Raw genomic sequence first — 8,685 nt, 5'->3', positions numbered from 1 at the left:
CGAGAAATATTATTATCGTAATTATTGTGTGATAGGCTTCCGCAATAAGCAATAGAGCTTGTTGAGAATACCGCACCACCATTTGGGGTCGGGTAGTAAACCATATCAGCCCTAACTCTTGGATTCTCTTCCCCGCCTAGGCCTGGAATATTAAAGTACAATTCTTCTGCTACCGGCACATAGACATTTGTGTGGCCTACAGATGAAGCCACAATGACGGCATGTGAAGGAGTTCCAAGCTCCTCATCATAAATATCTAATTCTAATCCAGCTGCTCCTCCACCTACTAGACCAAAGTCACCGATTTTTTCGTCTTTTCCAATTCCCTCAAAAATCCATTCTACTCCTGGTTCAAAGCTATCTTCTGATCTGAGATAATAAGAGGATACTTCAAAGCCCTCCGCCATATATCCTACGCCGCAAACCTTTTGAGGCGCCCTGCCGCGGTGCTTCCAAATACTGCCCTGTTCGCCTGTAATACTTAAATGAATTTCGCCCGGTTTAGATTTCCAGCCTTGGTTTCCATAATTCTTTCGAACTTCCATGAGGTTTGGATTTTTCGGATCAAAGGTAACAACCCAATAGAATCCATTTGAGCCCATATACATGAAGCGGCCCCCATTAGCTTGGTAATCCTCTACAGCATCCAGCATTTGGCCCGAGTAGTACTCTGGGTGAGAGCCTGTAATGGCCACTTGATAATGGCTTAACAGCTCATATCCTTCAAAATGCAAGTCTTGATCCGTAATGACATCAAAGTCAAAGCCTTTTTCAGTCAGCCAGTCGATTAAGTGTAAATCCGCATTAAATTGCCATAGGGAAGGAGATAGATTATGACGGTATTTTGGTCTCATATTCAAAATTGGCCGCAAGCTTGATGAGAAGCAAACCCCAGAGCCATCATTATGATGATCATATGTGGATAGACCAAATTCCGCATGCTCCCCTAAATACATATCCTCCTGCTGTACGACTGGAGCCCTTCCAAACATAAGCTGGGCAAGCGGGATATCCTGGAAGCGGTTGTTGGCGTATGCTAAATAGCTGGCAGTAGGAATAATTAGAGCTGCTTTCGCAGTAGGCTTTCCCTTCTTCGGTCTAACAAAGAATACAATGTAATCCTCATCATCTCCTGCATACACATGGGCAGCATATACACCGCTTTTTAACGAGTCAGGTACTGTCCATTCAAAGTCAACATCCCATTTCGCATCAGTCATATCATCATCATGGAATTGAATAGCTCCATATTGTTCTGGAGCATGGGTAAAGTTTTGCTCCTCAGATGTCCAGTTATATCCAGTCATCGCGCGAGTAGGGTGATTAACTGCTTCACCATGGATTTGATTTGGCCCCTTATCATATATCTTTTCAAGCTCCTTGATGCCCTTCTTCGTAATCCCCTCTGCAAAGTCCCATGCAGCTACAACGCGATTTCCAGAAGGATTTTCAATCCATGCAGACATTTCTTCTTTCGTTAAAGCTGCATTCGCTATACGCGGACGGTCAATTTTTCCATTGAATCGCCAAATAACCTTTTGTTTACCGTCTGCCTTTTGGAAAATACTAGCGATAATGAATTCAGCATCATTGGAAGTATGGGGCTTCACTACAGTCTCTACTTCATTACTAGCATTCATATCATCAATGCCGAATGGAAGTGAAAATCTCCCATTTGTTTTCGTAATAACAGCTTCTTGGAAAACAGTTATTTTTCCCGTTTCTGCATCAAAGGATCCCCCAACAAAAAACCATGTGCCTTGTATAAGTGGCTTGTTTGTGCTAACCTTCTCAACTTTCCCGTTTTGATCGCCAATCCATAAAGCCAGACAGCCTTTTTCGTCAATAAAAAGGCCATAGCCTGAATTTTGATCAGGGGACCATTTTGTTAGAATTCCTTGCACGCCTAAATCAGGTGTTGTTGGAAAAATCATTGCTTGCAACGAAAAACTGCTAACGCTTTCAAAATGAGACTGAGAATCGAATTTGATATAGGACCCCATATGTATGGCCTGCTTTCTGCCATCATACTCCTTATTCACATCTGCATCTACACTATAAATCTTTAGTCCTGGCCCTTCAGGGTTGGAATCTCCATGGACAAGATGGACAATTTCTGTTTTATATTTTTTTTGGTCACTGTTTACCATAAATTTAATATTTTGACCAGGCTGAACACTTAATCGATCTGTATAACCGTTAATTGCCAATAGAATCCTCTCCCTTTTTGGTAGTTATTAATCTACTAATCCATGTTTTTTGAGTCTTTTAAGGAATAATGCATGCTCCGCCTTCTCACGTGTGTCAAAGCATTGATCTTCAAAAACTTTATAAGGAACTCCGCGCTTCCCTGGATGCTCCCCTAAACACCATTCTTGATGTGGCTTTGTACAAACAATAAGATCTTTTCCTTCGATAATTTCGTGATTTCTTCTTAGGAAATTGAGAACCATGCTCAGATTATAGCTATGTCTGCCAACAGGCTGCTTTCTATGCTCTTCAATTAACTCCTCTGTAATAAGGGGCTTAATGTTATTCTCAAGGATGTATTTATCTGTACTTAAATAAGCTTTCTTTGCTTGTGCATTCAAAATAAACCCTCCTTAATTTTCAACATGTAATGTTTCTGACCTACCAAAGTAGCTGAATAAATTTTAGAATAGTCAGTCAATTAACTTTGAATTTTGGGTGACATTTGTAATAAACCCAAACAATCAGTCACTTCCTTTCTTTGTTTTGCACCCTTCACTATTTGTAATGCAAAATCCATACCAAGTTTCATAGATAAAAGACTTAAAGGTTTTTTTAATGAAATGAAGAATATAATACATTGATGTTGTTAACCTTTTGATAGTCAACTTTTCTTCCTTTTATAAAAATTACATTTTTCATTTAAAAAATTTTCTCACAAACAAAATGTTAAGCATTTGTACACTCAAATCTGTAAAGAGGATGTTCAACTGTCAAATTAGTGTACTGAACAAAAAATGAACAATTTTATAAAAGAAAGGAGCCAATATCAATGGAAAAACAGGAGTTGAAAGTGGGAATTCTCTTTTCATTAACAGGGACAACCAGTATTACCGAACGGGGACAGTATCAAGCATGCTTATTAGCGATTAAACATATTAATGAAAGCGGCGGTATTAATGGAAAAACACTTATCCCGATCGTTGAGGATGCAGCTTCCGATCCTGATATAACTCGCCAGAAGGCTGAAAAGCTTATCGTTACCGATCAAGTAACGGCCATTGTTGGCTGCTACACCGCTGCATGCAGGAAAAGTGTTATTCCCGTTTTGGAAATGCATAATAATTTATTATTCTATCCGACCATAAATGAAGGCGGAGAAATGCATCCCAACATCTTTTATTCCAATTCAACTCCTAATCAACAGCTGCTGGAATTCATCCCTTGGCTCATCCGCCATGTCGGAAAGACCTTTTACCTTCTAGGCTCAGACTATATTTATCCTAGGGAGATAAACCGATTCGTACGCCAGCTAGTTGAATATCACGGAGGATCTGTGTTTGGAGAACAATACGTTGCACTAGGAAACCAAGTTTTTGATAAGCATTTCAGTGAAATCCGACAGATGAATCCAGATATTATCTTTTCGACCTTGGTTGGCGACAGTACTATTAGCTATTACCAGCAGCATGAAAAACTCGGGTTTCAGCAGGCCATTGCTAGTAATGTGACAGCAGAAACCGAAATTAAAGCGATTGATCCTAAAGGAAAAACTGAACTTTATTCCAGTTTTTCATATTTCAGCACTATTGATCGTGCCGAAAATAGAAAATTCATAATGGAATTCCAGCGAATTTATGGGACTGATATTATTAGTTCTGTTATGGAAAGTGCCTATAATAGCATGATCCTGCTTTCAGAAGCACTCAAAAGAGTAGATACCTTCTCAGCTGATGCCATTCGACGTGCCTTGTCTGGTCTATCCATTGAAGCCCCACAAGGGAAAATTATGGTTGATCCGATCAATCAGCATGTATGGCTAAATTCTCGGATTGGAAAGGTTACTGAATCCGGTCAATTTCATATTTTATGGGAGTCAGATAATCCAATTAAACCGATTCCCTTAATGGAAGATGCCCTGCCATCACACCGTAAGGACATTATCCCTGTCAAAAAGAATGAACAATTCCAGACTAAAAATAATCAATGCGAGCCCCTTCTTTCTGAACTCAAAAAGAATCTTTCAAAGCTGCCCTTCCCGTTTGCCTATTTTAATGAGGAAGGTGTGCTGATAGAAATCATTAATGGTGGCTTTCCCGCAGCAACCTCCCCACTATTAAATTTGCGACCGGGAGATACGGTAAATAGCACTCTATTGAAAAACAGTGGAATTGCTGCTGCTTTCAGAGTGAAAACTTCCGCATATGAAGTTACAAATGAAAGGGATATGAAATCAAACAATACATATGTTGTTGCAGGGTTCACTATTATTGGATCATTTGATGAACTTAAAGGTGTATTGGGCGTTTATATGCCAAAGACTTCATCTGAATCAACTGAACAGCTGCTGGAAAGCATTAGGTGTATCATCCATCTAAGTTCTAAGCTAGTTGAAAGTCAAGAGAAACAGTATATTCTAAATAACGCCCTTGGTGAAATTACAGACCAGCAGCCGGGAGGCTTGTTTATCATAAAGGAAGGGCAAATTCATTTTCAAAACAATAAGGCAGCAGAACTATGGAGAAATAAACAAAGCCTAGTACAAACTGTTTTACAGGAGATTTCTTTGAATAGGGCGGATAGAGAAAAGGGCGAGGAGAGTATTTTAAGGCGTAAGGATAGCGAAGAAAGCTACGAGATTAAAGTACAAAAGAAAAATTCGTTGATTTTTATTCATTTTAAATCCCTTCCTCGCCATCCGTATCGGTTTTCCTTTAATGAAAGAAAGAACTTAACCACCTATGATCTAGTCGGCTCTAGTGATTTATTTTTAAAAACAATTGAATTGGCACGCTCTGCTTCGAAAATACAAGCTAATACTCTTTTACTAGGGGAAAGCGGGACTGGCAAAGAGATGTTTGCCCGTGCTATCCATAATGAAAGTGCACGGAGGAATAAGCCATTTGTAGCGATAAATTGCGGTGCAATTTCAAAAGAACTGATTAATTCTGAACTGTTTGGGTATGTAGAAGGGGCTTTTACAGGTGCCAAAAAGGGCGGCAGCCCAGGCAAATTTGAGGTTGCTAATGGCGGGACTCTTTTTCTTGATGAAATTGGTGAAATGCCTCTTGAGCTGCAAACAGCCTTATTAAGGGTTTTGCAAGAAAAAGAAGTCGTTCGCGTTGGCGGTCACAAGCCTATTCCATTAGACGTTCGAATAATTGCCGCAACGAATAAGGATCTTTTTCAGGAAATTGCCTTCAATGGCTCATTTCGTAGTGACCTGTATTACCGGCTAAATGTTTTTACTATCGAATTAATACCTCTTCGCAAAAGGCCTGAAGATATCGCCCATTTCAGTTATCATTATTTAGAAGATTTCAATGCCCTAACTGGTAATAAGAAGGAATTTTCAAATGAAGCCATGATGCTAATGAAAAAATACAATTGGCCCGGAAATGTACGAGAGCTTTGCAACGTTATTGAAAGGGCCTATTACTTAGCAGGGAACTCATCCATTATTGAACAAGAGCATCTTCCTCAAGAAATAGCTGAAAATGTCCAAGCATTTAAGCAGGAAGACACTTATACCCTCCATAATATAAAGAGCATTACGGATATAAAGGAAAAAAACTATGAACACGAACGCCAATTTTACATTCAAACATTAATGAAACACAAGGGAAATATCACAAGAACAGCCAAACACCTTAGCATCTCCCGTACAACCCTGTACCAGAGACTTAAAGAATTCCAAATTGAAATTAGAAAAGTTAAATAGATGTATAGAGAAGCATACATCCCTGATGTTGGAGGGTGTATGCTTCATATTTTTTATAAACCCGCGGATCCTTCTAATAAATCAAAGTTTATTTCAAAGATAGATGTTATATCCATTACAGCCTGTTTGAAAAATAAGCATAAATTGAGTTTTCTATTCACGTTAACTATGCCTACTTAGGATGAATTCAACATAATCATTATTAATCACCATTCTTACCAGGAGGGAATTATGCAAAATCAGCCATATCCTGTTGTAAAGCCCTTTTTAAAAACACATAGCTTAGTTCCTGAAAATCAGGAATCACCGATTCATTTCATTAAAAATGACATCGTGCCAGCCAAATTTTTTTATAGACGGAACCACTTTTCTTATCCGACATTATCTTATTCAAGCTATTGGCTCCCTATTAATGGACTCGTATCAACTCCCTCACTGCTTTCTATGCAAAACATTCTGCAGCTTCCAGCAAAAACAGTAAAGATTGCACTCGAATGTGCAGGAGACAAGCGAAGCCTTTTCGAACCTAAAGTATTTGGGGAACAATGGGAAAAGGGAGGAATAAGCCAAGGTTATTGGAAGGGGGTTCCTTTGCGTGTCTTGCTTAAACAGACTGGCATTAGAGAAGGGGCTAAGGAAGTAGTCATAGAAGGCTACGATTATGGAAAAAGAACCGATTCCGATCAGATTCATACGTATACACGAAGCCTGCCTCTCGAAAAAGCACTGCACCCTGATACTTTAATTGCCTATGAATATAATCATCAGCCCATTCCGTTTAAGCATGGTTACCCATTGCGATTAATTGTGCCTCAATGGTACGGCATGGCTTCTGTCAAATGGATAAAGCAAATATCGATTATTGATTCTCATTTTTCCGGTCCTTTCCAATCGATAGACTATGTGTATTATCCTCATAAGGAAAATGACAAGGATGCTTTTCCGGTCACAACGCTTCATGTCAATTCAACGATTCAGCAGCCTTTGGATATGAAAATTTTAAATACAGGTAAGCATTTAATAAAAGGAATAGCTTGGACGGGTGAAGGCACTGTTTCAAAAGTTGAGATTAGTTTGGATGATGGGCAAACGTGGACAAATGTGAAAATGGAAAATCGGGATCCTGTTGGTTATGGCTGGGTGGCGTGGTCATACCAGTGGAAGGCAGCTGAGAAAGGTGAATACGTGATTATTTCAAAAGCAACCGATTCTTACCACCGAGTTCAGCCATCGATACCTTTCTGGAATAGAAAAGGCTATGGGTACAATGCGGTTGATAAAGTTAAGGTTAAGGTAGAATAACAGCTTTTTTTTGCTATTAAAAATATACATGCTGAAAGAGCAAGGAATTTACCTCCTGCTCTTTTTAGCTTTCATCATTAATAATCCATTACCTATGTTTATTTCGGTCATAATAGATGCATTGGATTGAATCCAATAGAATTTGCTCTGACGATGCAATTTTTACTTTTTCCATAAATTGTGGTTGAATGAGATGAATGAGTGGCTGATTAACCTCATGCAGGTTTCGTAAAGCTTCAATTACTTTTTGATCCCATTCCTCTGAGAAATAAAGAAGATCATCAGGGTAAACTTCCTTTCTTTCTGTTCCATCCTCTGGTATACACTCAAAGGGTTCATCTATATTTAAAGTTCCATAATCATCCGTTAATTGCTCCCCAGGATGAATGTCCCGGACTGCCACTTCAAATTCATAAGCTGTTCCTAAACAATTAGCATGAAAACTATGGTTCACATATCTGCCTAAATCCCAACAAAGAATATATTTTCCTTCTTGATTACGATAGGAGTATTTCTTTAGGAGCTCCCTTCTGTATTGATCTAGATTTTCAACATCGTTTGGCTCCAGTATTTGATCCAGCTCATCCAAAGCCCACGTAATTGTACCCTTTGGAATGAATTCAGTTGCAAATACCCCAAAACCTATCTGATCATTAATAAAGCGTAATTCCGTATGTGGGTGAATCATGTCGAGTATTCCCCTTTGCATAGTTGGTTTTATCCATAATCTATGCACATAAATCCAGCTTGTTGCAAAAGAAAAAGCTGTTTCTGCCTCATTTTAGGCAGAACAGCTTTTATCTTTCTTCAACGATTCAGAGCCCTTAGGTAAGGACATCTTACATACAAGCATGTTAATATCTTGTCTTTCTTATACCTTTTTAACAAATTCAGATTTTAATTTCATGGCTCCAAAGCCTTCAATTTTGCAATCAATATCATGGTCGCCATCCACAAGACGGATTCCTTTAACCTTCGTTCCAACCTTGATAACAGATGAACTCCCTTTCACCTTAAGGTCTTTAATGACCGTAACCGTATCCCCATCGTTTAGGATATTTCCATTTGCATCTTTATAAACCTTTACGTCATCATTTTGTGCCTCCGATTCCAGATTCCATTCATGGGCACATTCCGGACAAATAAACAGATTTCCATCTTCATATGTATATTCTGAATTACATTTTGGACAATTAGGCAATTTCGACACTGGCAATTTCCCCCTTCATTATTAGTCTAAATACTCTCTTGGTTTCATCGCCTACAAGTATATTGGATAATCAATAAAGTTTCCACTAAACTTCATAAATGCTTGTCTTAGTATGTTATTATCACCGGCCTTAAATACCATGAACTTTCATGGCTATTGTTTTCCAACTTAACCTGCATAAACGAGATTCATGAACCCTTCATGACTTCCGTTTTCCATCTTAAACTACTAAAACAAGTCTCATGAACCCTTCATGGCTTCC

6 protein-coding genes are annotated in these 8,685 nt (G+C 38.8%); 2 read left to right on the top strand and 4 right to left on the bottom strand.

What is annotated here, in order from left to right:
- Together V7164_RS01030 and V7164_RS01025 are read right to left on the bottom strand one after the other, a co-directional pair.
- A partial coding sequence (locus tag V7164_RS01030; protein ID WP_335353216.1) for a N,N-dimethylformamidase beta subunit family domain-containing protein occupies nt 1-2,210 on the bottom strand: 2,210 nt, incomplete at its 3' end.
- 27 nt (nt 2,211-2,237) lie between these two features.
- The gene (locus V7164_RS01025) at nt 2,238-2,591 is read right to left on the bottom strand and encodes a hypothetical protein (protein ID WP_315666659.1); all 354 of its coding nucleotides are present in this window, start codon (nt 2,589-2,591) and stop codon (nt 2,238-2,240) included.
- A gap of 431 nt (nt 2,592-3,022) precedes the next feature.
- Here V7164_RS01025 and V7164_RS01020 point away from each other — a divergent pair, with 431 nt between their 5' ends.
- A complete protein-coding gene (locus V7164_RS01020; protein WP_335344818.1) occupies nt 3,023-5,911 on the top strand; it encodes a transporter substrate-binding protein in 2,889 nt (962 codons plus the stop codon).
- A 231-nt stretch (nt 5,912-6,142) separates the two neighbouring features.
- The gene (locus V7164_RS01015; protein WP_335344819.1) at nt 6,143-7,213 is read left to right on the top strand and encodes a sulfite oxidase; all 1,071 of its coding nucleotides are present in this window, start codon (nt 6,143-6,145) and stop codon (nt 7,211-7,213) included.
- A gap of 88 nt (nt 7,214-7,301) precedes the next feature.
- Here the strand turns inward: V7164_RS01015 and V7164_RS01010 are convergent, their stop codons facing one another.
- Nucleotides 7,302-7,901 (bottom strand): SET domain-containing protein, encoded by a 600-nt coding sequence (locus tag V7164_RS01010; protein WP_335344820.1) that lies wholly within the window; start codon nt 7,899-7,901, stop codon nt 7,302-7,304.
- Nucleotides 7,902-8,084: 183 nt separating this feature from the next.
- The gene (locus V7164_RS01005; protein ID WP_066296368.1) at nt 8,085-8,423 is read right to left on the bottom strand and encodes a zinc ribbon domain-containing protein YjdM; all 339 of its coding nucleotides are present in this window, start codon (nt 8,421-8,423) and stop codon (nt 8,085-8,087) included.
- Nucleotides 8,424-8,685 lie beyond the last annotated feature (262 nt).

Source organism: Bacillus sp. JJ1474, from assembly GCF_036965225.1.
Classification (GTDB): domain Bacteria; phylum Bacillota; class Bacilli; order Bacillales; family Cytobacillaceae; genus Cytobacillus.
This window is presented reverse-complemented; position numbering and strand designations above follow the sequence as displayed.

Coding starts and splice junctions, on each gene's coding strand:
- V7164_RS01020 (WP_335344818.1), top strand. CDS start 3,023: ATGGAAAAACAGGAGTTGAAAGTGGGAATTCTCTTTTCATTAACAGGG.
- V7164_RS01015 (WP_335344819.1), top strand. CDS start 6,143: ATGCAAAATCAGCCATATCCTGTTGTAAAGCCCTTTTTAAAAACACAT.
- V7164_RS01010 (WP_335344820.1), bottom strand. CDS start 7,901: ATGATTCACCCACATACGGAATTACGCTTTATTAATGATCAGATAGGT.